The sequence below is a fragment of the Ferrovibrio sp. GW821-FHT12D07 genome (assembly GCF_058807275.1).
In genome coordinates, this window is the sequence record NZ_JBXAQN010000001.1 from 955,712 (window position 1) to 978,783 (window position 23,072).

The following is a 23,072-nucleotide window of genomic DNA, read 5'->3' on the forward strand; positions in this document are numbered from 1 at the left end:
ATTCCTCTCCCTTTGTTATAGGGAGAGGCTGTCACGATTACCCGGTGACGGGCAATCTTTTACCGCTTCTTCCTGGCCGCCTTCTTCTTCGGAGCAGCCTTTTTGCCCTTGCCTTTCTTCAGCTTGGGCGTCTTGCCTTCCTTGCCGAAGACGCGGGCGAAGATGGTGTCGACATGCTTGAGGTGATAGCCCAGATCGAACAGCGCGGTGACCTGCGCCGGCTTCAGCTTGCTGGTCACCGCCGGTTCGCCCAGCAGCGCCTTCAGGAAGTCGCCGCCATGCTGCCAGATCTGGTGTGCATGCTTCTGCACGATCTTGTAGCTGTCCTCGCGGCTGACGCCGGCCTGGGTCAGCGCCAGCAGGATGCGCTGCGAATGCACCAGGCCGCCGAAGCGGTCGAGATTCTTCATCATGTTGTCAGGGTACACGACCAGCTTCTCGATCACGCCGGCCAGACGATGCAACGCGAAGTCGAGATGGATGGTCGCATCCGGCCCGATACCGCGCTCGACGCTTGAATGGCTGATGTCGCGCTCATGCCACAGCGCGACGTTTTCCAGCGCCGGCACGACGGCGGAACGCACCAGGCGGGCCAGACCGGTCAGGTTCTCGGTCAGCACCGGGTTGCGCTTGTGCGGCATCGCCGAGCTGCCCTTCTGGCCGGGCGAGAAGAATTCTTCGGCTTCCATCACTTCCGAGCGCTGCAGATGGCGGATTTCGGTGGCGAGACGCTCGATGGAGGCGGCGACCACGGCCAGATGCGCGAAGTAGGCGGCATGGCGGTCGCGCGGGATCACCTGCGTCGACACGGTTTCCGGCACCAGGCCGAGCTTCTTGGCCACCCAGGCTTCGACGAAGGGATCGATATGCGCATAGGTGCCGACAGCGCCGGAAATCGCGCAGGTGGCGACTTCCTCGCGCGCGGCTTCCAGGCGCTTGCGGGCGCGCTGGAACTCGGCATGGAAGCCGGCCAGCTTCAGGCCAAACGTGGTCGGCTCGGCATGGATGCCATGGCTGCGGCCGATGGTGGGCAGCAGCTTGAATTCAAAGGCGCGGTCTTTCAGCGCGGCCAGCACGCGATCCACGCCGGCGAGCAGCAGATCGGCGGCGCGCACCAGCTGCACGTTGAAGCAGGTGTCGAGCACGTCGGACGAGGTCATGCCCTGGTGCACGAACCGGGCGGACGGCCCGACATATTCGGCCAGGTTGGTCAGGAAGGCGATGACGTCATGCTTGGTCTCGCGCTCGATCGCGTCGATGCGGTCGACCTTCCACTTGCCCTTTTTCCAGACTTCCTTGGCGGCGGCCTTGGGGATCACGCCGAGCTGGGCCTGCGCGTCGCAGGCATGGGCCTCAATCTCGAACCAGATGCGGAAGCGCTGTTCCGGCTCCCAGATGGCAGCCATTTCGGGACGGGTATAGCGCGGGATCATCGCAAAGCCTCTGGGCAGAATCGGAGGAGGAAAACGGCGGGACTCGGCCCGCCTGACTTGCGCGGCTGGTTTAGACCCTCAGGGCGGGCCAATCAAGGTGATCCAATCGGCTTCGGGCCGGTTCGTTTCGCTTCGTTTGCGTTCGTTTGGCTTCGTTTTGGTTCGTTTGGCTTCGTTCGTGTTCGTTTGCGTTCGTTTTGGTTCGTTTCAGTTCATTCCGGTCCATTCGCTGCCCATTGGTGACCGCTGGAGCCCGCTGGAGCCCGCTGGGGCCCGTTGGCACCCATTCCGGCCCGTTTCCACTGTCCCTGATGAACCGCATACGAAAGTATGCAAATCGGCAAGGTAAATAAGAACATAGATAGAACTAATGTCCCGATAGTCAAGCCGGGAGAGTCCTCCGTGTCCGGTGGATTTCGCCCCCGCAGGTGAAAGGCGCGGGGCGGGCGGCTTGCTAGTTTTCGCGCCCTCCCCGCAACAGCCTTTTTGAGGTTTTCCCATGTTTACGCGTTTCTGCCGTTTTGCCGCCCTGCTGCTTCTGCTTGTCCTGCCTGTCGCCACGTCCGCGCAGGACAAGGGCGCTGATGTCCTGCTGTTCCGGATCGTGACCGTGAAGGACGACGTCACCGTCGGCTTCTCGCGCGACCAGATCGCCGCCATGGGCGCTGGCGGTTCCCATGTCGAGATCGTGTCGCGCGAACTGGCGCGCCAGGGCCAGATGCCGGCCTGGCAATATGCCGTCACCAAGAAGGATGGCGAGAGCCGCATGGCGCCGCTGCGCCAGATCGTGCTGTTCGCCGCCAACACCGCGCGCGTCGAGCCCTTCAGCGCCGCCTGGCCGATCCTGCCGCAGCCGAAGTAACGCTGCCCGAAATAACAGCAGCGGAATTGTCGCAGGACAATTCCGCTGCTGAAGGCGAAAAGACCATCCGCTAGGATGGCGGCATAAAAGCCATAACAGCCGAGTCTTCCCCTCATGCCGACCACCACGAACCTGCTTGCCTTCGCCGCCGTCTGTCTCGGCATGGTGCTGACGCCCGGGCCGAATATGATCTACCTGATCTCGCGCTCGATCTGTCAGGGACGGCTGGCCGGGCTGGTCTCGCTGGGCGGCGTCTGTCTCGGCTTCGTGGTCTACATGCTCTCCGCCGCCTTCGGCATCACGGCTTTGCTGTTTGCCGTGCCCTATGCCTATGACGTGCTGCGCTTCGGCGGCGCGATCTATCTGCTGTATCTCGCCTGGCAGGCGCTGAAGCCCGGTGGCCGTTCGCCGTTCCAGGTGAAGGATCTGCCGCAGGACAGCCCGCGCAAGCTGTTCACCATGGGCTTCGTCACCAGCCTGCTCAATCCCAAGATCGCCATGCTCTATCTGGCGCTGCTGCCGCAGTTCATCACCCCGGCCGAAACCGCCGCCGGCACGATGACGGCGGGCAGCGTGCTGAGCCAGTCGCTGATGCTCGGCAGCACCCAGATCGCCATCAGCATCACGGTGAACGGGATGATCGCCATCACGGCGGGCACCATCGCCAGCTTCCTCGCCGGCCGTCCGCTCTGGCTGCTGATCCAGCGCTGGCTGATGGGCACCGTGCTGGCCGGGCTGGCTGTACATATGGCGCTGGAGGCGCGGCGGTAAGCCTCCTATCGCTGCGGCTGAGTGCAGCCATCGCATAAAATCAGGGCGCGCCGGTCTGGAATGGCTGCGTGTGCCGCGCTACAGTTTTCATGACCGGATCAGCCGGTCATATACACCTGCTCTGTGCCGGCCCAGCGTGCCGATGACCTGAAGACCGCAACCCCGATGCTCTGCCATCAGAGCCTCACGTCATCGGCCATGGACATATGACACAGCACGCACAGACCTCCCTCACACCGGCCTTCGCTGCCGGCCTGCTTGCCGCCTTTGTGGGCTTTGCCTCCTCCTTCACCGTCATCCTGCAGGGCTTCACCGCCATGGGCGCGAGCCAGGCCGAAGCGGCGTCGGGCCTGATGGCGCTCAGCATCGCCATGGGGCTCTGCGCCATCGTGATCAGCCTGCGCACGCGCCTGCCGATCAGCATCGCCTGGTCGACGCCCGGCGCGGCGCTGCTCGCCACCTCTGGCCTCGCGGCTCTTGGCGATGGCGGCTTTGCCGCCGCCGTTGGCGCCTTCATCATCTGCGGCGTGCTGCTCACGCTCGCCGGCATCTGGAAGCCGCTCGGCCGCTGGGTCGCCGCCATCCCGGCGCCGCTGGCCAATGCGATGCTGGCCGGCGTGCTGCTGCCGCTGTGCCTTGCGCCGGTGAAGGCCGTTGCCGCCATGCCGCTGTATGGCCTGATCATCGTGGTGACCTGGGCACTGATGGCGAAGTGGAAGCGGCTCTATGCCGTGCCGGCTGCCGTGATCGTCACGGTGATCATCATCGCCCTCACCACCGATCTGTCCGGCATCGCGCCGGATGCGCTGGTGCCGCAGCCGGTCTTCGTGATGCCGGTCTTCACGTTGCAGGCGATCATCGGCGTGGCGCTGCCGTTATTCATCGTCACCATGGCCTCGCAGAACATCCCGGGCATCGCGGTGCTGAACGCCAACGGCTATCACCCCGATCCGTCGCCGCTGTTTCGCGACACCGGGATTTTCTCACTGCTGGCCGCGCCCTTTGGCAGCCATGCGGTGAATCTCGCCGCGATCACGGCGGCGATCTGCGCGGGGCCCGACGCGCATCCCGATCGCACCAAGCGCTGGGTCGCCGCCACGGTGGCGGGCACGGCCTATATGCTGCTGGGTCTGGGGGCGGGGGCTGCAACGGCCTTCATCGCGGCGGCGCCGCCGATCCTGATCCAGGCGGTGGCGGGCCTGGCCCTGCTGGGCGCGTTTGCGTCCTCGCTGGTAGCGGCATTGAGTGACGCCGAGAGCCGCGAGGCAGCCGCCATTACATTTCTGGTCGCGGCCTCGGGCCTGACCATCTTTGGCATCGGCGGCGCCTTCTGGGGCCTGGTGGCGGGCGGCGCGATCCTGGCGCTGACGCGCTGGAAGGCCAAAAAGCCGGGAATCTGAAAGCCGGAACCTGAAGGCTGCGTGGCGGGTTTCTTCTGCAGAGAAGGAGCCCCGCCATGCCCAAGACGATTGTCCCTCCCAAAGCCCCGCAGCAGTTCACGCTGGAACCCGGCGATCATGGCCGTGGCGACGGGCCGCTGCACAAGGAGCCGCTGGTGAAGAATTCCCCGCGCCAGGGCAGCTATGGCCCCGGCACCTATGGCAACGACCAGTTCGCCGCCGAGCATCACGACGATTTCGTCACCGATGGCACGGGCGAGAAACCCGAAGGCCTGGACGTGCACCCGACGTCACCCACGCGCCCGACACAGCAACCGAAGGAACAGCGCTACGGCCGCACCGGCAAGCACGGAGCAGACTGAGCAGATTTATAGCGAGGCGAGATAGGCGGCGGCGGGTATATCGACCGCCGCCTTGCTGCCGGTTTTCACCAGCAGCGGCGCCAGGGTCTGGCGCAGGCCTGCCTCCAGCGAGACCTGCGTGCGGATGCGCAGGCTGGTGGCGGCGAAGTCGGGATCGCCGACCAGATGGCGCAGGTCGTTGCCGCGCGGCGCGGCCAGCCGCAGGTCGAGTGGGCCGCCGACAATCCGCGTCATCAGCATGGCCAGTTCGCGGATGCGGGTGGCGCGGCCGCTGCAGAGATTGAAGACATCGGCCTGGGCCACGCCACGGTTTTCCAGCCGCTGCATCGCCGCCACCAGCCAGGCCACCGCATCGCTGACATAGACGAAGTCGCGGGTCTGCTCGCCGTCGCCCTGCAGGGTCAGCGACAGGCCGGCCTCCAGCCGCGCGGCGAAGCGCGCGACCACGCCGGCGCCGTCCAGTTCGGCGTCCTGCCGCGGGCCATAGACATGGAAAAACCGCAAGCCGGTATTGGGCACGCCATAGCCGGCTGCGATGCGCCCCTGCACCTCGCAGCTCAGGGCATCGGCGCCGCGCCGGTCGCGCGGACGCGCCGGCATGCCTTCGGCCAGGCGCGGTTCCAGATTCTCGCCATAGATGGCGCAGGATGAGGCATAGACCACCGGCAGCTTGTCGCGGCATGCGGCATCCAGCACGGTGACCGTGCCGGTGAGATTGGTGCGATGGGTGTCGAGCCAGTCCGCATCATCGCTGACCGGCAGGGCGGCGAGATGGAAGCAGCCGTCGCTGTTGCGCATGGCGGCGCGCACGGTGAGCGGATCGGCGACATCGCCGAAGATCAGTTCGGCCTTGGGATTGAGATTCTGGGTGCGGCCGGCGCTGAGATTGTCCAGCACGCGCACATCATGCCCCAGCGCCAGCAGGGCGTCGACCAGATGCGAGCCGATGAAGCCGCAGCCGCCTGTGATGAGATACCGCGTCATGCAGAGCCTTGAGGAAAACCGGCCGTAAACTGGAACGGAATGCGGCGGCTTGCAAGTGGAGTCTGTGCGGCTGCAATACGCTCCGGCGACGGTTCAGAAAATGGTACCAAGCAGGCTGCCGATCAGGCCGTCGCTGTGAATACCAACCTTGGTGAAGAGCGGCGGAGTCTCCTCATCCCCTTGTGGTTGCCCCCCATGCGGCAGACCGGCGCGCGGCGGATCGAAATCGATGCGCAGCAGCTGGTTGCGCGACACCGGCTTGAAGGCGGTCTGGAATTCCCTGGGCAGCGCCATGGCCACCGGCTCGATGGCGGCGATGCGGCCGCGGGTGCGTTTCACGCCCCATTCCACCGTGACGCGCTCACCGACGGCCACAGTGTACAGGGTGCCGATGGGCATATAGGCCAGGATGTAAGTGCCGTTGCCGTAAATTTCGGCAACCACCGCGCCGGGCGCGATCACCGTGCCGGCCTCGACATTGCGGCGGCCGACAATGCCGTCGATGGGTGAGACCAGTTCGCCGGTGCCATAGAGCGTTTCGAGCTGCATGAGCGCCATCTCGGCCTTGTCGATGACGGGCGCCAGCCGCTCGAGCTGCTGCCTGATCGCCGCCGTCTCGGCCTTCAGCGCGCCGGCATCGAGCTGCGAGCGATATTCGCTGTCCATCGCCGCCATGCGCTTGTCCATCGGCAGCACGCCGCGCTTCTGCAGCTCCTCGTATCGTTCGCGCGTCTGCGCGGCGAGCTGGCTGCGCTGGCTGGCCAGCTGGTTGAGCGAACCGTTCTTCTCGGCCTGGATGCGCAGATCCGCCTCCTGGGCGCGCAGGCGGGCGAGATCGCTGGTCAGCCGTGCCACGGTTTCGGTCACCTGCTGCGAGGAAATGCCGGCGATGCGCTGGCCGGCGGTGACGCGGTCGCCCTCGCGCACGCTGATGTCGCGGATGGTGGCCGGATATTCGGTGGCCAGGGTGGCCGAGGGCGCCACCACCATGCCTTCGCTCTTCAGGTAAACATACGAGCCGAAGAGGAAATCGGTGAACCACAGGCCGAGGCCGCCCAGGATGCAGAGATAGACCAGCCTGGTCCAGATCACGGTCTGGCGGCGGACGTCGTTGCCTAAAGTGTCGGGGCGTGAGCGCAGGCGGAAGCGTCGCATTATTCGCGATCCTTTTCTTGTCAGTAGTTTTCCACCTGGCGCATGACGCGCCGGGGCACATAAGAGTCGTGGAAGGACGTGCGGAATATCCATTCGTCGATGGCGGAATAGACCCGCACGGCTCGCATGACGAAGCAGGCGAACAGCACGTAATAGGGCAGGAAGAGAAACCGGTGCAACACCTCGCCGTCATTGTCGGCTAGGCCGGCGATCAGCAGCATCATGGCGGCCAGGATGGCGTAGACCGCCAATGTGGCGATCAGCAGCACGAAGCCGAACCAGCCAAAGGTGAGCAGCAGCCAGCCCAGATAGACGAAGAATCCGCCGGCGATAAGCACTTGCATGAAGACCACGTCCCAGATCACCAGTGCATTGGCCAGGTCGAAATTGGCATGGAAGGGATTCAGCATCTGCTTGTACTTGCGCAGCCAGACGGTGATCACCGAGCGGTCCCAGCGCAGGCGTTGGCGGATCAGGCCGATCACGTCGACCGGCACGTCCGTACCGGCGCGGGCGCGCGGCTCGAACACCAGACGCCAGCCCGCCGCGCGCAGCTTCATGGTCAGGTCGGCATCCTCGCCGACCTCGACATCGAAGCCGCCGACCTGTTCCAGGGCCGAGCGGCGGAAGGCGCCGAAGGCGCCCGACACGATGCCGAGGATGTTCATCATCGAACTGATGCGGCGGCCAAGCGAGATCGAGATGCGGTATTCGATATCCTGGTACAGCGTGGTCAGGCTGGTACGGGCGTTGCGGGCGAACAGGCTGCCGCCCACCGCGCCGACGCGCGGATCGTCGAAATGCGCGATCATGCGCTCGAAGGCGTCACGGTCAAAGGTGGTGTCGGCATCGACCACGATGACGATGTCATGCCTGCAATGGGCCAGCGCCAGGTTGGTGGCGGCGGATTTGCCGCCCCGTAGTTTGAGGGATAAACCGACATCGATCAGGCCCTGGCGCTGCAGGTCGGCGATCACGTCGGCCGTGTTGTCGCTCGAGCCGTCGTCCACCACCACGATCTGGCAGCGCCGCGTGTCCAGCACGGTGTCATGCATCACGGTCTGCTCCAGGATCGAGCGGATGCAGGTGGGCAGCGCCAGCGCCTCGTTATGGCCGGCGAGAATTACGCTGAACTTGCGGCGCTCCAGCGGTGGCTGGCCGGGGTCCTCGGCCGATGCGTCCCTGTACCGGAGGATGCCGCGCTGTTGCAGCGAGCCGGCGAGGAAGACCACCGCGCCGATGAAATAGCGCGGCAGCTCCAGGATGATCATCATCCAGAACAGCGGCACCAGATCCTGCGCATCGAGTGCGAACAGCAGGTCGAGACCGGCAGCGAGGGTCGCGGCAAGATCGCCGGTCATGCCACCAGTTCCTCCAGCAGCTCGCCGGCCTGCGCGGCGGGCATGGCCTCGAAGCGCAGCGCCAGATCATGCACCAGCGTGTCGCCGGCAGCCCTGGCGATGCGGTCGAAAATCCGCTGCGCCTCGCCGACCGGCGTCTCGGGCAGCGCGATCAGCAGCCGATCGTCGCGCGGCACGGTGGCGAAGTCGGTCTCGCGCAGATTTTCCACCAGAATCTGCGCGAACAACCGCAGCGCTGCATTCACCGCCGGCACACCGCTGACACGGCGCAGGCTGGCCAGGTTGCCGATATGGATGCGCCCCAGCGTCATGGCGCGGTCGTAGCGGCGGGCCACCAGCACCTGCTCGCGCACCAGCAGCACGAAATCCTTCAGCGGCATGGTGCGCGGCATGGCGCGGATCAGGCTGGCGATGTCCAGCTGCGGCAGTTCGCCGTCGCGCGCGGCCGCGATGCCGCGCTCGGTCAGGGTGTAGTGGAACCAGTCGACCGGCAGGGTCTGCTCGCCGCGGCTGGTGGTGGCGCAGTCGAGGCAATGGAAGCTCGGCTGCGGCTCACCCATCACCTGCTGGCAGGCGCGGCAGCGCATCATGGTGCCGGGACGGCCATAGTCGACGCCGAAATGCCGCAGCTCCTGCTGGCATTTCGGGCAGACGAGGTCGAGGCCGCTGAGGAAGCGGCTTTCGCCATCCTGGAAGCCGCAGCGGTAGTGATGGATGATCGGTTCCTCGAAGAGATTGGCGCTGCCGCAGGCGGTGCAGGCCTCGAAAGCGTTCAGCCGTCCGCCATGGCAGGCCGGGCAGCCGAGCACGCGCGCAGCGAAGCGGCGTTCCAGCAGGTCCATGCCGGCCAGCGATTCCAGCGTGGGGCGCAGGGTTTCCGCGTCGATGCCGGGACGGCCCTGCAGCAGCGGATAGGTGACAGTGGTGCTGGTGGCCGGGCTGAGCAGCGCATCGATGGACTGCGCGCGGCTGTAGCCCAGACGCAGGACCGACAGTTCCGGCGTGTCGGCCACGGCATTTATATCATCCAGCCGAGTGCGGATCGGCGCGAAGGCCGCCAGCATGGCATCCAGCTGTTCAGGCGCGGCCTGCGTCGCGGCGAAATCAGGCAGCAGGGGCGGCGTCACGCCGAAGCTGGCCAGCGGCGTCAGCGGCGAGAGGTCCGTGGGCAGGAGTGTCGGGCCGAACAGCGCGGCGGCGTCATACGGCGCGCGCGCATCGTCGCTCCAGTGGATGGCGGGATGATCGGGCAGAGAGTCGCCGTACCGACCGATTGCAAGGATGCGCCACATGATGGGTGCCTTGTTCTTTTCGTTTCACAAAAAATATCGCCATCGCGGTAACGGCCCGATGGCGAATAGGGACGTATGCAATGCAAACGTTGCTTGAGCGGAAAAATTCACCGAGTCGGGAGAAAAAATCGTGACAAACGCCGCGGATGTTCCGCATGCGTTACACGGCGCCCCTAATGCGGGCGCGAAACTTCGACCGGGAGATGGTGAAGCGGCATCGCCCGCAGCTGGGGCGGTGCAAAATCGCCGCGGCTGAGCGTCATGCACAGGCCGTCTTCCAGCGGCGTGGTGGCGGCGACATGCAGGTCACGGATGGCGGCCGTGGGATCGCCGAGCGACAGGCGGATATCGCCGGGCCGTGCCGGGCCATGCTGCAACGCCGGCGGCCGGCCGGCCAGTGTCGCCATGGTCAGCGCCAGATCGCGGATACGGGTGGCGCGCCCGGTGCAGACATTGAAGACATGGGCCTCGGCGGTATGGCGATCACGCTGGCGTTCCAGCATCTGGTCCATCGCCGCCGTGAGATGCGTGACGACATCGGCGACGAAGATGAAGTCGCGCACCTGCTGCCCGTCGCCATGCAAGGTCAGTGCCTTGCCGTAGGCCAGTCGGCTGGCGAAAGCACTGATGACTCCGGAATAGGGCGAAGAGCTGTCCTGCCGCGGACCGTAGACATTGAAGAAGCGGAGTCCGGTATTGGGCACGCCATGACCGAGCGCGGCCACACGCCCCTGCAATTCGCAGGCGAGTTTGTCGGCGCCATAGGCGGTGAGGGGACGCGCGATCGACCGCTCGGCCTGATGCGGATCGCTGCTGTCGCCATAGACGGCGGCAGAAGAGGCGTAGGCCACCGGCACGGTGCGCTTGCGGGCAGCATCGAAGATGGTGATGGTGCCGGTCTGGTTGGTGCGGTGGGTTCCGAGCCAGTCTTCTGCCGATGCCTGCACGCTGGCAATGGCGGCCAGATGAAAACAGCCGGTGATGCCGCGCATGGCGGCAGAGGTGATCTCGGGGTCAGCGACATCGCCCAGCACCAGTTCGGCCTGGGGCGCGAGATTATGGGTGCGGCCGCTGGACAGGTCGTCGAGGACACGGACGCGGTGGCCCTGGCCGAGCAGGCGGTCGACCAGATGCGAGCCGATGAAACCGCATCCGCCGGTGACGAGAAAATGTGCCATGCGACGCTCTGCTGAATGACCTGTACCGACAAGTCAGGCAGAACGGCAGAGGCAACCGGAAGTTCCGGGCCGGCCCAGGGGTGAGTCCTGTGGTCGGCCCGGCGGTTTTTTTACGTGGTGTTGGTTTTACGCGTTGGTGCCGCCATCCACGGCGATCTGCGCGCCGGTGATGTAGCCCGCGCCCGGACCGGCCAGGAAGACCACGGTATCGGCGATTTCGCTGGTTTTGCCGTAACGGCCGAGCGCACCGAGCGCGATCTGGCTGGCGGCATTCTCGCCATCGGCCGGGTTCATGTCGGTGTCGATCGGGCCGGGCTGCACGACATTCACGGTGATGCCACGCGGGCCGAGGTCTCGCGCCAGGCCGCGCGTCATGCCGGTCATCGCCGCCTTGCTCATCGAATAGAGCGCGATGCCGGGGAAGCGGACGACCTCGCCCAGGCAGGAGCCGATGGTGATGATGCGGCCACCGCTGGTCATATGTTCGGCTGCGGCCAGCGAGGTGAGGAAGGGCGCACGGGTGTTCACTGCCAAAGTTTGATCGATATCTTCCAGCGTCTGGCCGTAGAGCGCGATGCCGGCGTTGTTCACCAGGATGTCGAGGCGACCCAGCGTCTTCGCCGTCTGGTCGACGGCACTGCGCACCGCTGCCGGATCGGCGCTGTCAGCCTTGATGGCGATGGCGCGTCGGCCCGTGGCCTCGATCTCCTTCACCACCGCTGCCGCCTTGTCGGGCGAGCTGCTGTAGGTGATGGCCACATCGGCGCCGGCCGCAGCCAGGCCCTTGGCGATAGCGGCGCCGATGCCGCGACTGGCGCCGGTCACCAGCGCCACCTTGCCCTTGATATCTGTCGTCATGGTCTTTCTCCTGATTTGTAGTGATCGATACAGAATGTGGGATGGACAATAGGCCCTTGCCGGCGGTGGTCAATCGCATTATTTAGCGACTGATACAGAATGTGATGGAATCACAGGATCCGGATATGCCCCGCCAGACACCCGTGAAAACTGCCAGGACGCCGGACTCCGCCCCGAAACGCGGGCGGCCGCGCAGTTTCGACCGCACCGCCGCGCTGAAAAAGGCCATGGGCGTATTCTGGCAACGCGGCTATGAGGCGACCTCGATGGCCGACCTGACCGATGCCATGGGCATCAACGCGCCCAGTCTCTATGCCGCCTTTTCCTGCAAGGAGGCGCTGTTCGAGGAAGCTGTGCAACTCTACCAGGCCAGCGAGGGCGTGGAGGCCAATAGTTTGCTGGAGGCGGCGCCGACGGCAAAAGAAGGTTTTGCGGCGATGTTCCGGTATCACGCCGCCAATTATGTCGATCCGGCCAAGCCGCCGGGCTGCATGGTGGTGATCTCGGCCATTGTCGGCGCACCGGAAAACAAGAGCGTGCGCACCCTGCTGGCCGGTATTCGCCGCACGGCATCACGGCTGTTCGAGGACCGCATCCGGCGCGGCATCCGCGAAAAGGACGTACCGGCCGGCGCCGATGCGGCGACGATGGCGGCTTTCTATACGGCCCTGCTGCAGGGCCTGTCGATCCAGGCGCGTGATGGCGCAACGAAAAAGCAGCTGCTGGCCATGGCCGAGGGCGGCATGGCGGCCTGGGACGGGATGGTAGGGAAGACGTAGCTATCCCTTGAACGGATGCGTCTTCTTCCAGTGCTCGGCGATGTCGATGCGGCGGGTGATCCAGACTTTATCGTGGCTCTGGATATAGTCCATGAACCGCGCCAGTGCCGCCGCGCGGCCGGGCCGGCCGATCAGGCGGCAATGCAGCGCCACGGTCATCATCTTCGGTGCGCCCGCGCTGCCCTCGCGGTACAGCATGTCGAAGGCATCCTTCAGGTGATCGAAAAAGTCGTTGCCGGTGGCGAAGCCGTGCAACTGGCCAAACTTCATGTCGTTATTGTCAAACGTATAAGGCAGCATCAGCAGCGGCTTCTTGCCCGCCGTGGTCCAGTAGGGCAGGTCGTCGTCGTAAGCATCTGACGCGTAGGCGAGGCTCTTTTCCTCGGCCACCAGTTTCAGCGTGTTGGACGACAGGCGGCCGGTATACCAGCCGCGCGGCGCCGCGCCGGTCGCCTGGCGGATCGCTTCGATGGCCAGTTTCATATGGGCGCGTTCGGTGGCCAGCGGCACCTTGCTGTAGTCGTACCAGCGCCAGCCGTGGCTGGCGACCTCGTGCCCGGCTTCATGCATGGCGCGGGCGGCTTCAGGGTAGCGCGCCACCGCCATGCCGACGGCCCAGGACGTGAAGCGCATGTCGCGCTCTTTGAACAGCCGCATGATGCGCCAGAAGCCGGCGCGGCTGCCGTAGTCGTAGACGCTTTCCACCTGCTCGTCGCGCATGCGGTCGCGCGGTGCGCCACCGGGGACCTCGTGCAGGAAAGCTTCCGAGGTCTTGTCTCCGTGCAGGATGCTGCGCTCGCCGCCTTCCTCGTAATTCAGCACAAAGCTGACGGCGATCTTCGCCTTGCCCGGCCATTTCGGATCGGGCGTATGCTCGCCATAGCCGATCAGGTCGCGCGGATAGGGCTTGTTGCCCAGCGCTTTCGCGACAATATCGGTTTTTTTCGCAGTCTTCTTCGGGGTTTTCTTCTGGGCCATGATCAGGGCGCGCGGAAATTCTCGATGAAATGCAGCAGGGCGCTGGTAGCGACTTCCACATCCTCGGGCAGTACGGCTTCCAGCGGGTTATGGCTGATGCCGCGCGTGCAGCGCATGAAGATCATCGAGATGGGGCAGAGCGGCGCCAGCGTCGCGGCATCATGGCCGGCACCCGACGGCAGGCGCATGGTCTTCACGTCCTGCGCCTTGATAGCGGCCTCGGCCGCATCCATCAACGCCGGATGGCAGGGCGTCGCGGTGCTGTTGTAAAGCTCGGTGATCTTCTTTTCCAGCTTGCGGCCGGCGCAGACGATGGAGATGTGCTTGAGGATGTCTTCCGCCGCCAGGTCGCGCAGGTCGTCTTCACCGGCGCGCACGTCGATCGAAAAGACGGCCTTGCCCGGAATGACATTCATCGCACCGGGCAGCGCTTCCAGCATGCCGACGGTGCCGACCAGCGTGGGCGTGCCGGTGCAGCGCTTTTCGATATACTGCACGATCTCGGCCGCCGCGATCAGCGCGTCCTGGCGTTGGCCCATCGGCACCGTGCCGGCATGGCCGGCGAGGCCGGTGATCTCGACGCGATAGCGGCGTGCCCCGGAAATCGCGGTGACGACGCCCAAAGCAAGACCTTCCTGCTCCAGCACCGGGCCCTGCTCGATATGCAGTTCCATGAAGGCGGCGATGCTGCCCGGCTTGCGGGCGCAGAAGCCGACCTTCGCCGGATCGAGGCCGTAGGTCTTGTAGGCCTCGCCCATGCTGACGCCCTGCTTGTCCCTGGCTTCCAGGATGGCGGGATCGAAGGTGCCGGCGATGGCGCGGCTGCCGGTCATGGCCGAGCCGAAGCGGGTGCCTTCCTCGTTGGCGAAGCCGATCACCTCGATGGCATGGGGCAGGCGCTTGCCGCGCTTGTGCAGGTCGGCGACGCAGGCGATCGGCGCGATCACGCCCAGCATGCCGTCATACTTGCCGGCATTGCGCACGGTATCCAGATGCGAGCCGGTCATCAGGATGGGCGCATTCGGTGTCGCGCCGGCATAGCGGCCGACCACATTGCCGGCCGAGTCATGCTCGACTTCCATCCCGGCCTCGCGCATCCAGTCCGCCGCCCGCTCATGCGCCTTTTTCTGTTCGGGCACCAGGAAGGTGCGCTGCAGGAAATCGGAGCTTTCGCTGATGCGACCGAGTTCGTCCAGCTGGGCGAGCATGCGGTCGGCGAAGCGGTACGCGGGCATGGGGCGGGTCCTTGATCTGAACAAAAGGCTGTGGTCTGAAGAATGGCTGGCCGATAAGTGTATACGGTTTCCATGCCGGAACAACCGCATAGCCCATAGTCGGGCGCATAGTTGGGACTGGCCAAGCCCGACGGCATGGATTAGCACAGGTTGATGAAAGAGGGGGCAGGGGGAGTTCCTGAGATGCACGATCCGGAAGCAATCCTGCAGGCCATGTTCGATGCGGCGCGACGCGCCGCCGATCCGGCTGCCTGCGTGCCGCTGCATCTGCCTCCGGTGCCGAAAGGCAAGACCATGGTGGTTGGTGCCGGCAAGGCCGCCGCCAGCATGGCGCGTGCGGTGGAGCAGCATTGGCCCGCCGATGCGCCGCTGGAAGGCCTGGTGGTGACGCGCTACGGCCATGAAGTCCCCTGCGAGCGCATCACCGTGGTCGAAGCCGCGCATCCGGTGCCGGATTCGGCCGGCGAGAAGGCGGCGGCGCTGATCCTGCAGAAGGTGAAGGGGCTGGGGCCCGACGATCTGGTGCTCTGCCTGATTTCGGGCGGCGGTTCGGCGCTGCTGTCGCTGCCGGCCGATGGCATCACGCTGGAAGACAAGCAGGCGGTGAACAAGGCGCTGCTGAAATCCGGTGCCAACATCGCCGAGATGAACTGCCTGCGCAAACATCTGTCCGCCATCAAGGGCGGCCGGCTGGCTGCGGCGGCTGCGCCGGCGCCATTGGTGTCGCTGCTGATCTCCGACGTGCCGGGCGACGATCCGGCCGTGATCGCCTCCGGGCCCACCGTGCCCGATCCGACGACGGTGGCCGATGCCATCGCAGTGCTGGAGAAATACGGCATCCAGCCGCCGCCCAATGTGAAAAAGCATCTGGAGGCCGGACAGAATGAATCGCCCAAGCCGGGCGACAAGGCTTTCGCCAATACGAAGACCGCGATGATCGCCACGCCGCAGATGGCGCTGGAGGCAGCGGCGCAGGTCGCACGTGACGCCGGCATCACGCCGCTGATCCTGGGCGATGCCATCGAGGGCGAGGCGCGCGAGGTGGCCATGGTGATGGCCGGCATGGCGCGCCAGGTCCGCCGCCATGGTCAGCCGGCCAAAGTGCCGTGTGTGCTGCTCTCGGGCGGCGAGACCACGGTGACGGTGCGCGGCAAGGGTCGCGGCGGCCGCAACGCGGAATTCCTGCTTGCTTTTGCCGTTGCGCTGGATGGCGCAGACGGCATCTATGCGCTGGCGGCCGATACCGATGGCATCGATGGCAGCGAGGATAATGCCGGCGCGCTGCTGAAGCCCGACAGCATCATGCGCGCCGCCATGAAAGGCATCGAGGCCAAGGCCTGCCTGGCTGACAACGATGGCTACAGCTTCTTCCAGGCCGCCGGCGGACTGATCGTCACCGGGCCGACACTGACCAACGTCAACGACTTCCGCGCGATCCTGATAGTGTGAGTGCTGCATGACCGCTGCCGCGCCGAGCCTGTCCGACCTGAACCGCATGACGGTGGCTGCATTCGTGGCGGCGCTTGGCGGCATCTTCGAGCATTCGCCCTGGGTGCCGGAGCGCAGCTTTGCGCATAAGCCTTTCGCCAGCCTCGACAGCCTGCATGGCGCCATGGTGGCGACGATGTGGGCGGCCAGTGCTGAAGAGAAACTGGCGCTGCTGCGTGCTCATCCCGAGCTGGCCGGCAAGGAGGCCGATGCCGGCACGCTGACCAGCCATTCGACAGCTGAGCAGGACAGCGTCGGCCTGACGCGGCTGACGCCTGAGGAAAAGGCGCGCATCGTTGCGCTGAACGCCGCCTATCGCGCGGCGCATGGCTTTCCCTTTATCATTGCGGTGAAGCTGCGCAGCAAGGCGCAGATCTTCGCCGCCTTCGAGCAGCGGGTGAAGAATCCCAAACCCGTCGAATTCACCACGGCGCTGAGCGAGGTGGGCAGGATCGCCCGCATCCGGCTTGAAGCGTTGCTGGACGCCTGAGGAGATATGACATGGCCCGCCTGAGCACCCATGTGCTGGATACCATGAACGGCCGGCCGGCAGCCGGCGTCGCTATCGAGCTTTACGCGCTCGCCGGCAGCCAGCGCATTCTGATGAAGCGCACGGCCACCAATGCCGATGGCCGCACCGATGCCCCGCTGCTGGCCGGCGATGAATTCAAGCCCGGTCAATACGAGCTGGTCTTCCATGTCGGGGACTATTTCAGCAAGACCGGCGCCAAGCGGCCCGATCCGGCCTTCCTCGACACCGTGCCGATCCGCTTCGGCCTGGCCGAACCAGACGGGCATTACCATGTGCCGCTGCTGGTCTCACCCTGGAGCTATTCGACTTACCGGGGCTCGTAACTCTCTCAGGAGGTCTGTCATGACCGACCATCCCGCCTTCATGCGTCGCGCCATCGCGCTGAGCCGCCAGCATATGGAGGCCAATGACGGCGGACCCTTCGGCGCGGTGGTGGTGATGGATGGCAGGATCGTCGGCGAGGGCTGGAACTGCGTCACCTCGACGAACGACCCCACGGCGCATGCGGAAGTGCAGGCGATCCGCACGGCCTGCAAGACGCTCGGCCGCTTCGATCTCAGGGGCGGCGTGCTTTACACAAGCTGCGAACCTTGTCCGATGTGCCTGTCGGCCACTTACTGGGCGCGGATCGAAAAGGTCTATTACGCCAACGAGCAGGCCGATGCGGCGGCGATCAATTTCGACGACGCTTTCCTCTACCGCCAGCTCGGCCTGCCGCGCGAGCGCCGCACACTGGTTTGTGAACAGATCCTGCGCGACGAGGCGTTGGAGGTGTTCCGCGCCTGGGATATGAAGCCCGACAAGGTTCCTTACTGAGGACCAGGACATGCGCGCGATTCTGCTTGCCTGCACGATTGCAACTCTGGCATTGCCGGCCACTGCCGCCGACACCGTGCTGGATATCCCGACCCGCGGCAGTGTGATGCATGTGCTGCTCACCCAGCCCGATACGCCGCCGACGGCGGCCGTGATCCTGATCTCCGGCGGCGCAGGGCGGCTCGATATCCAGCCTTCGGGCCGCATCGGCAGCATGGGCGGAAACCAGATGGTGCGCACGCGCGGCGATTATGCGCGCGCCGGCTTCCTGGCGGCGACACCGGATATCGCCGACGACCTGAAGACCGCCGATGGCGGCGTGCGCAATGCCTATCGCTGGGGCGCAGAGCAGGCGGCCGATCTCGGTGCGTTGATCGAGCATCTGCGCAAGCAGACACCCAAGGTCTATCTCCTCGGCACCAGCCGTGGCGCGCTGACTGTGGCCAATGCCGCCGCCCGCCTGCAGGGCGCGCAGAAACCCGATGCCATCGTCATCACGTCGGGGATGCTGACGCAGACCGATGCCCGGCAGCCGTCGGTGCAGAACATGGTGAAGCCGTTGACGGCCATCACCATGCCGGTGCTGCTGGTGGCCAATGAACACGATGCCTGTCCCTATACGCCGGCCACCAACATGGCGACGTTCCGGCCGCTGCTGCCGGCGGCGACGAAGGTCGAGACGGTGATGCTGAAAGGCGGCCGGCCCGACAAGAAGGGCGAGGAATGCGAGGCCGCCGGCTATCACGGCTTTGCCGGCCTCGACAAAGAGGTGGTCGCGGCGATCGCCGGCTGGCTGCAGGGCCTTAATTAAGCGGCGCGCCCGCTGCGATCCAGGCGCCGAGAATCTGGCGCTCTTCCTGCGTGATCCCGGAAGCATTGCCCGGCGGCATCGCCTCGGTGCGCACCGCCTGCTGGCTGATCTGCGCGGCGAAGCGGCGAATCTGTGCCGGTGTTTCCAGCATCACACCTTTGGGCGCTTCGGTGATGCCGTTGAAGGTTGGCTTGGCCGCATGGCAGGCGGTGCAGCGCGCGGCGACCACTTTCTGCACGTCCTCCACCGTCACGCCTTCCGCCAGTTCGACGCGGCGCGGGTCCCAGTGGGTGAAGAAAACCAGCCCGACGGTGAGCAGGAAGGCGGCGACCAGGAATTCATAGCGGATGCCGCGGCCCTGGTTCTTCAGGTTGAAGAAATGCCGCACCAGGCCGCCGATCACCATCACCACGGCGAGGATCACCCAGCCGTAAGGATGGCCGTAGGTGATCGGATAATGGTTGCTGATCATGGCGAACAGCACCGGCAGGGTCAGGTAGTTGTTGTGCAGCGAGCGCTGCTTCGCCTGCTTCCCGTAAGTGGGATCGGGCACCTGTCCGGCCAGCATCTCGGCCACGGCCTTGCGCTGGTTGGGGATGATGTTATGCGCGACATTGGCGGCCATGATGGTGCCGATCAGCGCGCCCACATGCAGATAGGCGGCGCGGGCCGAGAAAATCTGGGTATAGCTCCAGGCCGCCAGGACCAGCAGGGCGAAACCGACGATGGCGAGCAGCGCATCATTGCGGCCCAGCGGCGAGCGGCAGAGCAGGTCGTAGATGATCCAGCCCAGCACCAGCGACACCAGACTGAAGCCGATGGCGGCCGATTTGCTCAAGGGCAGCACACGCTCGTCGATCAGGTAGAGATCGGCGCTGACGTAATAGAGCGCACCCATGAGGAAGAAGCCGCTGATCCAGGTGAAATAGGCTTCATACTTGAACCAGTGCAGCTCGGCGGGGAGTTGCGGCGGCGCGACGGAGTATTTCTCGGTGAAATAGAAGCCGCCGCCATGGATCAGCCAGGCCTGGCCCAGCACGCCAGGACCCTGATCGGCCGATTTGCGCAGCGAATTGTCGAGCCAGACGAAGAAGAAGGACGAGCCGATCCAGGCAATGCCGAAAATCAGGTGCATCCAGCGCAGCACCAGATTGAGCCATTCCATTGCCAGATCGAACATCAGTCGTCGTCCCCCATGTCGCCGGCGTCCTGCAGCAACAGCATGACAGCCCTACCGGGCGACAGGGGAATCGTCAACCGCGTTGTGTGGAATTTTGCAGCGCCGCTTAAGGATGCTGGCGTCGCATATCATCCTTGCTCAGGATGATGGGGCGGCCCGGCATGTTGCAGGTCATGATGCGGCTGACCTTGCCATCGGCATCGGTCAGCGGCAGCACGATTCGATCCCAGCTGTTGATGGTGATCTGCATCGGCATCTCGTGCCAGGTATGCACAGGCTCCGGCCGCAGCAGCAGGGCGCGATAGACGGCCGTGTAGAAAGTGCTGGCGAGCGGACCGGTCACCATCTCGGAGGTGCGCTTGCCGGTCATGTCAAAACCGGCGACGCGGGCAATCTCGCTGCCGTAAAGCCGGTAGCGGTAGTCATGGCCGTCATCCAGCACATCGAGGATAAGGATGTAGCCCAGAGCGGGCTTGAGCGCGAAGGGCTCGATCCTGTCGTGCGGGACATGGCCTTTTTCGTCGCGCAGGTTTTGCCAGAGCCGCAGCACGAAGGGCAGTTGCGATGTGGGCAGGTCTTCCGGCGCCGGGTTCCAGCGCACCAGCGGGGCCTGCAGGCCATGGGTGATGAACGGCGCGGACAGGCGCGCGATGCCGCCGGCCACGAGCTCGTCACGCATCGCGTCAATCTCTGTCGTATCGATCTTGTTTACCATACCTGCAACCCGCAACCAGACTGACGCTTTCCGGTCAGGCCCGCAAGATCGGGAATGTGACGGGTTGCCGTCTGGTCTATCGGCATCCACGACCACTGGTTGATGCCAGTTTTTACTGCACCTCTGCGAAGGCCGTCTGGTGCACGGCCCGCCGGTTGCGTTAAAACCGGGCCATGAAAAACCGTCTTGTTCTGGTGGTGGGGCCCAGCGGTGTGGGCAAGGACAGCGTGCTGGATGGCGCGCGCCATGCCCTGCGGGGCCAGACGGATATCGTCTTCCCGCGTCGCGTGGTGACGCGGGCGTCAGGCCTGGGCGGTGAGGATTACATCGCCGTCAGCGAGGCGGACTTCATCGCCATGCAGGCGCGCGGTGCCTTTGCCCTGCATTGGCCGGCCCATGGCCTGCACTATGGCATCCCGATAGAAATAGAGCAGGATCTGGCGGCCGGTCGCCAGGTGGTGATCAATGTCTCGCGTGCCGTGATCGACGTGGCGCGCCGCAGATATCCCGACCTGATGGTGATCGGCGTGACGGCTTCGGCCGATGTGCTGCGCGGACGGCTGGAGGGACGCGGACGCGAGACGCCGGCCGAGATCGCCCTGCGGCTGGATCGCGCCGCCGCTTTCGATCTGCATGGCGCGGATGTGGCGAGGCTGCATAATGATGGCGCCCTGGCCGACACGGTGGCGCAATTCCTCGCCCTGCTGCGGGCCTGAAAAAGGAAAGGGTGCATCATGGACGCCATTCTGCCGCTGCTCGGCATCTTTGCCACCATTGCCGTCGGTGCCATGAGTCCCGGGCCCAGCTTCATCATGGTGGCGCGCACCGCGATCGCCGGCACGCGCGGCACCGGACTTGCCGCCGCGCTGGGCATGGGACTGGCGGGATCGATCTTTGCTGCGCTGGCGCTGCTTGGATTGATCGCGCTGCTGGCCCAGGTCGCCTGGCTCTATGCCGGCCTGAAGATTCTCGGTGGCCTGTACCTGCTGTATCTCGCGGTGATGCTGTGGCGTGGCGCCCGGCAGCCGTTGAGCGCACCGGTGACGGCGACACCATCCGCAGCGGGCCTGCGCCGGGCATTTCTGTTCGGCCTGATGACCCAGCTCAGCAATCCGAAAACGGCTGTGGTCTATGCCGGTATTTTTGCGGCTCTCATGCCGGCCGCGCCGCCGCTCTGGCTGGCGCTGGCCTTGCCGGCAGGCATTTTCCTGATCGAGTTCGGCTGGTATGCCGTCGTCGCGGTCGCCTTCTCGGCCGAGCGGCCGCGCGCCACCTATCTGCAGGCCAAACACTGGGTGGACCGTCTGGCCGGCGGCGTCATGGGCCTGCTGGGCCTGCGGCTGATCTACGAGACCGCACGGGGCTGACAAAAACACGGGGCTCACAGAAGCGCGGAGCTCACAGAAGCATGGGGCTCACAAAAAAAGCCCGCCGGATGGCGGGCTTTTCGTTGGCGAACCGAAAATCAGTGGCGCAGCAGGGCGCGGCGCTTGGTCGCGGGGCGCGCCATGGTTTGCCAGTGCGGCGGCGTCGATATTTCAGCGCCTTCGCCGCGACGGTCGGCATTATCGTCCTTGCGTGCCTGTAGACGACGGCGCGCCTTGGTCAGCGCTTCCTGGGTCATGTACAGCAGCAATGTATTGGTCAGCATTATCGCCTCCATGGGCGTTTGGAAAATCGCACGCTTCAATCGCGGCGACACAGACCTATACGGGCAGTGCCGCCAAATCCTGCGGGCTTCTTAGCCCCGGAAGGGTTAAGGAGCCGTTGTCGTGTGCCAGAGGCCATCGGCCATCCGGCATGCCATCCCGTAGCTTTGTTCGGTCTGGCCATCGATGGTTCCTACAGCCTGATATTCCCGGCAGTACTGGCCATCGCGTTCGAATGTCTTCAGCGGCGTGATGGCATAGGCCGGGCCGCCATAATTCGGTCGTGGCGCACCGTACCAGCGAATCGCCGCACGGTCGGGCGCGTATTCCAGAACCCGTCCGACGCAGGCCTGATCGGTGTTGTCCATCGCATGGCCGATGGAGGCGGTCACCAGCAGGCTTTGAACGGCGGAGTCGCTGCTTTTGTTTTTGGCGCTGCGATTCCGGTCTTTGGCCGCGTCGCGCTGTAGCTGTCTGCGGTCACATGTGCCGCGATTGATTCCGTAGGACGCCGCGTGCATGGCATAGTCATCTGCACTGGCGCGGGAAAGTTTGGGGGGCGGATCTGCCATCGCCGTCCCGAATAACATCGAGACGACGATGGCAGCGGCCAGGCCGAGGGTGGGTCGGCGACCAGGCCGCGGCGCGGCAGTGGAGGGGGTACTCCACCACGGGGTTGAGGCAGGCATGACGCGCCGCTCCGCTAAACCCTAAAACTCATACGCACTAACTTACTGTTTGCCGTTGCTCTTCTCGTTCGAGTCAACGATCAGGCCACCGGCCGTACCAGCTGCGGCACCGATGAGGGCGCCGGCTACGGTGTGGCCGGTCAGAAGGCCGATAGCACCACCGGCTGCCGCGCCCATGGCGCCGCCGGATACCGCGCGCTGCTGCGTGTTGTTCATGTTGCTGCAGCCAACGGCAACCAAAGCAGTCAAGGCAAGGGCGACGATCTGCGACTTGTTCATCGTGGATCCTCCTCTCGCTGCAGGGCCGGTCATCCAGTAGCCGCCGGACTGGCGGTTAAGGGGGGCCTGGAGGGCCGTTAGTCCCTGCGTGTCGCTCATAAGAATTGGGGATTCGCATGTATTCAGCAATGAGTATTTCTTGACGTCTCTGTTTTATTGCGGCCATCACAAGTATATCCCCTTTGCATCACACCTTTGTCACACGAATTACTAGAGTATTTACTTAGAACGACTTTGTAGTTCTTTGATCAATCAACTATAAACT

General features: G+C 65.0%; 26 protein-coding genes. 12 read left to right on the forward strand and 14 right to left on the reverse strand.

The window, feature by feature from the left end:
- Positions 1 to 59 precede the first annotated feature (59 nt).
- Complete coding sequence (purB, locus tag AC1RRE_RS04855; RefSeq protein ID WP_492979965.1) at positions 60 to 1,433, reverse strand: adenylosuccinate lyase; 1,374 nt, start codon at positions 1,431 to 1,433, stop codon at positions 60 to 62.
- 499 nt (positions 1,434 to 1,932) lie between these two features.
- Here purB and AC1RRE_RS04860 point away from each other — a divergent pair, with 499 nt between their 5' ends.
- The 4 genes from AC1RRE_RS04860 (at position 1,933) to AC1RRE_RS04875 (ending at position 4,828) form a co-directional block, all read left to right on the forward strand.
- Complete coding sequence (locus AC1RRE_RS04860; protein WP_492979966.1) at positions 1,933 to 2,295, forward strand: hypothetical protein; 363 nt, start codon at positions 1,933 to 1,935, stop codon at positions 2,293 to 2,295.
- 114 nt (positions 2,296 to 2,409) lie between these two features.
- A complete protein-coding gene (locus tag AC1RRE_RS04865; RefSeq protein WP_492979967.1) occupies positions 2,410 to 3,066 on the forward strand; it encodes a LysE family translocator in 657 nt (218 codons plus the stop codon).
- Positions 3,067 to 3,272: 206 nt separating this feature from the next.
- Positions 3,273 to 4,466: a benzoate/H(+) symporter BenE family transporter gene (locus AC1RRE_RS04870; RefSeq protein WP_492979968.1), complete on the forward strand. Its 1,194-nt coding sequence runs from the start codon at positions 3,273 to 3,275 to the stop codon at positions 4,464 to 4,466.
- A gap of 56 nt (positions 4,467 to 4,522) precedes the next feature.
- Positions 4,523 to 4,828, forward strand: coding sequence for a hypothetical protein (locus AC1RRE_RS04875; protein ID WP_492979969.1), 306 nt, complete (start codon positions 4,523 to 4,525; stop codon positions 4,826 to 4,828).
- A gap of 6 nt (positions 4,829 to 4,834) precedes the next feature.
- Here the strand turns inward: AC1RRE_RS04875 and AC1RRE_RS04880 are convergent, their stop codons facing one another.
- The 6 genes from AC1RRE_RS04880 to AC1RRE_RS04905 form a co-directional block, all read right to left on the reverse strand.
- Positions 4,835 to 5,812 (reverse strand): NAD-dependent epimerase/dehydratase family protein, encoded by a 978-nt coding sequence (locus AC1RRE_RS04880; protein ID WP_492979970.1) that lies wholly within the window; start codon positions 5,810 to 5,812, stop codon positions 4,835 to 4,837.
- Positions 5,813 to 5,905: 93 nt separating this feature from the next.
- On the reverse strand, positions 5,906 to 6,967 hold the full coding sequence (locus tag AC1RRE_RS04885; protein WP_492979971.1) for an HlyD family secretion protein: 1,062 nt from the start codon (positions 6,965 to 6,967) through the stop codon (positions 5,906 to 5,908).
- 20 nt (positions 6,968 to 6,987) lie between these two features.
- The gene (locus AC1RRE_RS04890; protein ID WP_492979972.1) at positions 6,988 to 8,328 is read right to left on the reverse strand and encodes a glycosyltransferase family 2 protein; all 1,341 of its coding nucleotides are present in this window, start codon (positions 8,326 to 8,328) and stop codon (positions 6,988 to 6,990) included.
- The gene (locus AC1RRE_RS04895; protein ID WP_492979973.1) at positions 8,325 to 9,620 is read right to left on the reverse strand and encodes a TackOD1 domain-containing metal-binding protein; all 1,296 of its coding nucleotides are present in this window, start codon (positions 9,618 to 9,620) and stop codon (positions 8,325 to 8,327) included. The genes AC1RRE_RS04890 and AC1RRE_RS04895 overlap by 4 nt, the downstream gene beginning before the upstream one ends.
- 173 nt (positions 9,621 to 9,793) lie before the next feature.
- Complete coding sequence (locus AC1RRE_RS04900) at positions 9,794 to 10,798, reverse strand: NAD-dependent epimerase/dehydratase family protein (protein WP_492979974.1); 1,005 nt, start codon at positions 10,796 to 10,798, stop codon at positions 9,794 to 9,796.
- 126 nt (positions 10,799 to 10,924) lie between these two features.
- Positions 10,925 to 11,656, reverse strand: a complete 732-nt coding sequence (locus AC1RRE_RS04905; protein WP_492979975.1) for an SDR family oxidoreductase — start codon at positions 11,654 to 11,656, stop codon at positions 10,925 to 10,927.
- Positions 11,657 to 11,781: 125 nt separating this feature from the next.
- Here AC1RRE_RS04905 and AC1RRE_RS04910 point away from each other — a divergent pair, with 125 nt between their 5' ends.
- Positions 11,782 to 12,435, forward strand: coding sequence for a TetR/AcrR family transcriptional regulator (locus AC1RRE_RS04910; protein ID WP_492979976.1), 654 nt, complete (start codon positions 11,782 to 11,784; stop codon positions 12,433 to 12,435).
- Here the strand turns inward: AC1RRE_RS04910 and puuE are convergent, their stop codons facing one another.
- Positions 12,436 to 13,413 carry an allantoinase PuuE gene (gene puuE / locus AC1RRE_RS04915; protein ID WP_492979977.1) on the reverse strand — a complete coding sequence of 326 codons (978 nt, stop codon included), beginning with the start codon at positions 13,411 to 13,413 and terminating at the stop codon, positions 12,436 to 12,438.
- A gap of 2 nt (positions 13,414 to 13,415) precedes the next feature.
- Positions 13,416 to 14,648 carry an allantoate amidohydrolase gene (locus tag AC1RRE_RS04920; RefSeq protein WP_492979978.1) on the reverse strand — a complete coding sequence of 411 codons (1,233 nt, stop codon included), beginning with the start codon at positions 14,646 to 14,648 and terminating at the stop codon, positions 13,416 to 13,418.
- A 183-nt stretch (positions 14,649 to 14,831) separates the two neighbouring features.
- Here AC1RRE_RS04920 and AC1RRE_RS04925 point away from each other — a divergent pair, with 183 nt between their 5' ends.
- From AC1RRE_RS04925 to AC1RRE_RS04945, 5 genes are read left to right on the forward strand one after another with little or no spacing between them, the layout of a single operon-like run.
- Positions 14,832 to 16,097, forward strand: a complete 1,266-nt coding sequence (locus tag AC1RRE_RS04925) for a glycerate kinase type-2 family protein (RefSeq protein ID WP_492979979.1) — start codon at positions 14,832 to 14,834, stop codon at positions 16,095 to 16,097.
- Positions 16,098 to 16,104: 7 nt separating this feature from the next.
- Positions 16,105 to 16,626 carry a 2-oxo-4-hydroxy-4-carboxy-5-ureidoimidazoline decarboxylase gene (gene uraD, locus AC1RRE_RS04930; RefSeq protein WP_492979980.1) on the forward strand — a complete coding sequence of 174 codons (522 nt, stop codon included), beginning with the start codon at positions 16,105 to 16,107 and terminating at the stop codon, positions 16,624 to 16,626.
- Between the two features lie 11 nt (positions 16,627 to 16,637).
- Positions 16,638 to 16,991, forward strand: coding sequence for a hydroxyisourate hydrolase (uraH, locus tag AC1RRE_RS04935; protein WP_492979981.1), 354 nt, complete (start codon positions 16,638 to 16,640; stop codon positions 16,989 to 16,991).
- Positions 16,992 to 17,010: 19 nt separating this feature from the next.
- Complete coding sequence (locus AC1RRE_RS04940; protein WP_492979982.1) at positions 17,011 to 17,484, forward strand: nucleoside deaminase; 474 nt, start codon at positions 17,011 to 17,013, stop codon at positions 17,482 to 17,484.
- A gap of 10 nt (positions 17,485 to 17,494) precedes the next feature.
- Positions 17,495 to 18,295: an alpha/beta hydrolase gene (locus AC1RRE_RS04945; protein WP_492979983.1), complete on the forward strand. Its 801-nt coding sequence runs from the start codon at positions 17,495 to 17,497 to the stop codon at positions 18,293 to 18,295.
- Here the strand turns inward: AC1RRE_RS04945 and AC1RRE_RS04950 are convergent.
- Positions 18,288 to 19,475 carry a urate hydroxylase PuuD gene (locus AC1RRE_RS04950; RefSeq protein ID WP_492979984.1) on the reverse strand — a complete coding sequence of 396 codons (1,188 nt, stop codon included), beginning with the start codon at positions 19,473 to 19,475 and terminating at the stop codon, positions 18,288 to 18,290. The two genes, AC1RRE_RS04945 and AC1RRE_RS04950, sit on opposite strands and share 8 nt — an antisense overlap.
- Before the next feature lie 106 nt (positions 19,476 to 19,581).
- On the reverse strand, positions 19,582 to 20,154 hold the full coding sequence (locus AC1RRE_RS04955; protein WP_492979985.1) for a PAS domain-containing protein: 573 nt from the start codon (positions 20,152 to 20,154) through the stop codon (positions 19,582 to 19,584).
- A 209-nt stretch (positions 20,155 to 20,363) separates the two neighbouring features.
- Here AC1RRE_RS04955 and phnN point away from each other — a divergent pair, with 209 nt between their 5' ends.
- Positions 20,364 to 20,906, forward strand: a complete 543-nt coding sequence (gene phnN / locus AC1RRE_RS04960) for a phosphonate metabolism protein/1,5-bisphosphokinase (PRPP-forming) PhnN (RefSeq protein WP_492979986.1) — start codon at positions 20,364 to 20,366, stop codon at positions 20,904 to 20,906.
- A gap of 18 nt (positions 20,907 to 20,924) precedes the next feature.
- A complete protein-coding gene (locus AC1RRE_RS04965; protein ID WP_492979987.1) occupies positions 20,925 to 21,557 on the forward strand; it encodes a LysE family translocator in 633 nt (210 codons plus the stop codon).
- Positions 21,558 to 21,655: 98 nt separating this feature from the next.
- On the opposite strand, the gene AC1RRE_RS04970 is transcribed toward AC1RRE_RS04965, so the two are convergent.
- From AC1RRE_RS04970 to AC1RRE_RS04980, 3 genes are all read right to left on the reverse strand, one after another.
- Positions 21,656 to 21,841: a hypothetical protein gene (locus tag AC1RRE_RS04970; protein WP_492979988.1), complete on the reverse strand. Its 186-nt coding sequence runs from the start codon at positions 21,839 to 21,841 to the stop codon at positions 21,656 to 21,658.
- A gap of 105 nt (positions 21,842 to 21,946) precedes the next feature.
- The gene (locus AC1RRE_RS04975; protein WP_492979989.1) at positions 21,947 to 22,528 is read right to left on the reverse strand and encodes an RT0821/Lpp0805 family surface protein; all 582 of its coding nucleotides are present in this window, start codon (positions 22,526 to 22,528) and stop codon (positions 21,947 to 21,949) included.
- 42 nt (positions 22,529 to 22,570) lie between these two features.
- Entirely contained in the window at positions 22,571 to 22,807 is a 237-nt protein-coding gene (locus AC1RRE_RS04980; protein ID WP_492979990.1) for a YMGG-like glycine zipper-containing protein, read from the reverse strand.
- Between the last annotated feature and the right edge of the window lie 265 nt (positions 22,808 to 23,072).

What these genes read in the sequence shown, in the direction of transcription:
- AC1RRE_RS04925 (WP_492979979.1), top strand. Translation starts at nt 14,832, where the DNA reads ATGCACGATCCGGAAGCAATCCTGCAGGCCATGTTCGATGCGGCGCGA.
- AC1RRE_RS04895 (WP_492979973.1), bottom strand. Translation starts at nt 9,620, where the DNA reads ATGTGGCGCATCCTTGCAATCGGTCGGTACGGCGACTCTCTGCCCGAT.
- AC1RRE_RS04945 (WP_492979983.1), top strand. Translation starts at nt 17,495, where the DNA reads ATGCGCGCGATTCTGCTTGCCTGCACGATTGCAACTCTGGCATTGCCG.
- AC1RRE_RS04860 (WP_492979966.1), top strand. Translation starts at nt 1,933, where the DNA reads ATGTTTACGCGTTTCTGCCGTTTTGCCGCCCTGCTGCTTCTGCTTGTC.
- AC1RRE_RS04865 (WP_492979967.1), top strand. Translation starts at nt 2,410, where the DNA reads ATGCCGACCACCACGAACCTGCTTGCCTTCGCCGCCGTCTGTCTCGGC.
- AC1RRE_RS04880 (WP_492979970.1), bottom strand. Translation starts at nt 5,812, where the DNA reads ATGACGCGGTATCTCATCACAGGCGGCTGCGGCTTCATCGGCTCGCAT.
- phnN (WP_492979986.1), top strand. Translation starts at nt 20,364, where the DNA reads ATGAAAAACCGTCTTGTTCTGGTGGTGGGGCCCAGCGGTGTGGGCAAG.
- AC1RRE_RS04975 (WP_492979989.1), bottom strand. Translation starts at nt 22,528, where the DNA reads ATGCCTGCCTCAACCCCGTGGTGGAGTACCCCCTCCACTGCCGCGCCG.
- AC1RRE_RS04905 (WP_492979975.1), bottom strand. Translation starts at nt 11,656, where the DNA reads ATGACGACAGATATCAAGGGCAAGGTGGCGCTGGTGACCGGCGCCAGT.
- AC1RRE_RS04970 (WP_492979988.1), bottom strand. Translation starts at nt 21,841, where the DNA reads ATGCTGACCAATACATTGCTGCTGTACATGACCCAGGAAGCGCTGACC.
- AC1RRE_RS04955 (WP_492979985.1), bottom strand. Translation starts at nt 20,154, where the DNA reads ATGCGTGACGAGCTCGTGGCCGGCGGCATCGCGCGCCTGTCCGCGCCG.
- AC1RRE_RS04940 (WP_492979982.1), top strand. Translation starts at nt 17,011, where the DNA reads ATGACCGACCATCCCGCCTTCATGCGTCGCGCCATCGCGCTGAGCCGC.
- AC1RRE_RS04900 (WP_492979974.1), bottom strand. Translation starts at nt 10,798, where the DNA reads ATGGCACATTTTCTCGTCACCGGCGGATGCGGTTTCATCGGCTCGCAT.
- puuE (WP_492979977.1), bottom strand. Translation starts at nt 13,413, where the DNA reads ATGGCCCAGAAGAAAACCCCGAAGAAGACTGCGAAAAAAACCGATATT.
- AC1RRE_RS04910 (WP_492979976.1), top strand. Translation starts at nt 11,782, where the DNA reads ATGCCCCGCCAGACACCCGTGAAAACTGCCAGGACGCCGGACTCCGCC.
- AC1RRE_RS04890 (WP_492979972.1), bottom strand. Translation starts at nt 8,328, where the DNA reads ATGACCGGCGATCTTGCCGCGACCCTCGCTGCCGGTCTCGACCTGCTG.
- AC1RRE_RS04920 (WP_492979978.1), bottom strand. Translation starts at nt 14,648, where the DNA reads ATGCCCGCGTACCGCTTCGCCGACCGCATGCTCGCCCAGCTGGACGAA.
- purB (WP_492979965.1), bottom strand. Translation starts at nt 1,433, where the DNA reads ATGATCCCGCGCTATACCCGTCCCGAAATGGCTGCCATCTGGGAGCCG.
- uraD (WP_492979980.1), top strand. Translation starts at nt 16,105, where the DNA reads ATGACCGCTGCCGCGCCGAGCCTGTCCGACCTGAACCGCATGACGGTG.
- uraH (WP_492979981.1), top strand. Translation starts at nt 16,638, where the DNA reads ATGGCCCGCCTGAGCACCCATGTGCTGGATACCATGAACGGCCGGCCG.
- AC1RRE_RS04870 (WP_492979968.1), top strand. Translation starts at nt 3,273, where the DNA reads ATGACACAGCACGCACAGACCTCCCTCACACCGGCCTTCGCTGCCGGC.
- AC1RRE_RS04885 (WP_492979971.1), bottom strand. Translation starts at nt 6,967, where the DNA reads ATGCGACGCTTCCGCCTGCGCTCACGCCCCGACACTTTAGGCAACGAC.
- AC1RRE_RS04965 (WP_492979987.1), top strand. Translation starts at nt 20,925, where the DNA reads ATGGACGCCATTCTGCCGCTGCTCGGCATCTTTGCCACCATTGCCGTC.
- AC1RRE_RS04980 (WP_492979990.1), bottom strand. Translation starts at nt 22,807, where the DNA reads ATGAACAAGTCGCAGATCGTCGCCCTTGCCTTGACTGCTTTGGTTGCC.
- AC1RRE_RS04950 (WP_492979984.1), bottom strand. Translation starts at nt 19,475, where the DNA reads ATGTTCGATCTGGCAATGGAATGGCTCAATCTGGTGCTGCGCTGGATG.
- AC1RRE_RS04875 (WP_492979969.1), top strand. Translation starts at nt 4,523, where the DNA reads ATGCCCAAGACGATTGTCCCTCCCAAAGCCCCGCAGCAGTTCACGCTG.